Annotated in this window: 2 protein-coding genes; both read right to left on the minus strand. The window is 50.7% G+C overall.

The genetic code is table 11. The features are described from left to right. The coding region (locus EJP87_RS16280) for a tetratricopeptide repeat protein (protein WP_130472896.1) at positions 1–755 on the minus strand (755 nt) is incomplete at its 3' end. Continuing rightward, positions 755–1402 (minus strand): Tgt2/MlaC family protein, encoded by a 648-nt coding sequence (locus EJP87_RS16285; protein ID WP_130472897.1) that lies wholly within the window; start codon positions 1400–1402, stop codon positions 755–757. The genes EJP87_RS16280 and EJP87_RS16285, both read right to left, overlap by 1 nt. Positions 1403–1476 lie beyond the last annotated feature (74 nt).

Here is a 1476-nt window from a genome sequence, read left to right on the forward strand (position 1 = left end):
GGATGATCCCGCCGTTGTTGCAGAGCACTGCGATAACAGCGCTCTGCTGCCACTGCATCTTGCGCACGCTGCTGCAGGTTACCCAGATTGATCCAGGCTTCCACAGGATCGGCAAGCAAACGGGTCGCCTGCTGATAATAGTGTACCGCCTCTGCAAACTGCTCGGCAGAGGCCAGGGCATTGGCCAGGTTATAGCAATTTTCTCCATGCTGCTGACTGTTTTGCTGCGGCAGAGCCAAAGCGAGTCGATGGTGTTGGATTGCCAGCGCAAACTGTCCCAATTGCCGATAGAGATTGCCTAAATTGCGTTGTGCCAGGGGCAATTGTGGTTGTAACGCCAAGGCGGCTTTATAGTGTTGAATCGCCTGATCATAGTGACCCAGATCACGCAACAGGTTGCCTAAATTATAGTGCGCGGGATAGAGATTGGCTTGCAGACGCAAGGCGGTCTGAAAACTGCTGACCGCATCGTTTTGCAGACCCATTTTTTGTTGCAGATTGCCATAATTAAACCATACCTCAGCCGTGACCTCGCCAGCTTGCAAGCGTCGCTGATACAGATTCAGGGCTGTTGCATATTGTTGCAGGCGTGTGTAGAGAGAGGCAAGATTGGTCAGAGCAACCGGGTTGTGCGCATCCTGCAGTAAAACCTGCTGATAGAGTCGCAACGCCTCTTGCCAACTCCCCTGCTGGTGAGCCAGCAGGGCTTGGGCAAGTATCTGCGCAGGTGTACTACCGGTTGCCGGATCGGACACTATTTTTCGCTCTTTTGCACCGAATTTTCCAGAGCAAGCAGCATGGTGTCGATTCCCTCTGCATCATCCCGTTGCAAGAGTTGTTTGAATTGGGCGCGATAGTTGGCAACCACGCTGACTCCCTCGATGGTCACATCATTGACCTTCCAGGATGCTCCCTGGCGTGCCAACAGATAGGAGACCTTGAACTCGGTTCCTTTGCTGACCACTACGCTATCCACACGGCTCAGATTACTGGTTTGTGCCAACTCTTTGGTAAAGCGCACCTCTTCACTTTTGTAACGTTCAATGCTGTTCATATAGGTATTTTCCAGCAAACGTTCAAAGAGCTGAATAAAGCGCTCTTTTTGTGCGGGCGAAAATTTATGCCATTTAGGTCCGACGGCTGCCTGTGACATGGCATGAAAATCAAACTCTTCAAAGACGATGGCGCGCAATTTTTCCCGACGTACTGGCATTTTTTCCGGGGTATTCAATTGGACATCACGAAGAATGGTCAAAACTTTCTGCACCACTTTACCCATATAGGCAATCGCCTCGCCCTCCCCGGCCCAGGCGCTATTCAAGCCAGCAAGCAGTAGAGAGGTGAGCAAAAGCAGTTGCCAAGAGCAGCGACGCAGTGTTGTAAACAGAGAGGAGATACACATGGGTAGTCGGATTCCTTGCAAAGTTATTTGACAGAGCCATGAATAAACTGACTGATCAACTCTTCAAAATTGAT

This window comes from Candidatus Magnetaquicoccus inordinatus (assembly GCF_004217665.1).
In the GTDB taxonomy this organism is placed as follows: Bacteria; Pseudomonadota; Magnetococcia; order Magnetococcales; family Magnetaquicoccaceae; genus Magnetaquicoccus; species Magnetaquicoccus inordinatus.

Bases quoted from the DNA above. Each gene is read 5' to 3' on its own strand.
- EJP87_RS16285 (WP_130472897.1), bottom strand. From the start codon at position 1,402: ATGTGTATCTCCTCTCTGTTTACAACACTGCGTCGCTGCTCTTGGCAA.